The organism is Thermococcus sp. GR5, assembly GCF_012027535.1.
Classification (GTDB): domain Archaea; phylum Methanobacteriota_B; class Thermococci; order Thermococcales; family Thermococcaceae; genus Thermococcus; species Thermococcus onnurineus.
Genome location: NZ_SNUN01000036.1, coordinates 1 through 399 on the forward strand (window position 1 = coordinate 1; position 399 = coordinate 399).

Annotated in this window: 1 pseudogene; it reads right to left on the reverse strand. The window is 50.4% G+C overall.

What is annotated here, in order from left to right:
- A pseudogene (locus tag E3E33_RS10760) lies at nucleotides 1–399 on the reverse strand (Flp pilus assembly complex ATPase component TadA); the annotation flags it as partial.

Genomic DNA, 399 nt, shown 5'->3' on the forward strand with positions numbered 1-399 from the left:
CTATGCTTCTGATGCCGTTCTCAATCATCCATTCAAGGATTATCTTGCGCTTCTCAATCTCAAGCTCTATCTCCTTCATGCTCATTCCTGTATGGTGGGCAAGGGTGTTAAGGGTTCTGCTCGGAACTCCTGTAGGAACGAGTTCATCCTTGGCCGGGTCGTATTTGTAGAGCTTGTTGAGCTGTATGCTCTCACCCTCTATTCCCGAAACCTCCGCTATCTCCGTAACGCGCCTTATGGTTCCCTTCTTCCTGCTGTGGAAGCGAACCTGCATGATGATTATATCAAGGGCAGGAATCATAATCCTCGGGACGTTCATCGGCGGACTTTCAAGCCTGACTATCGTCTCACGGGCGCTGTTTGCGTGGATTGTTCCCATACAGCCATCGTGACCGGTGT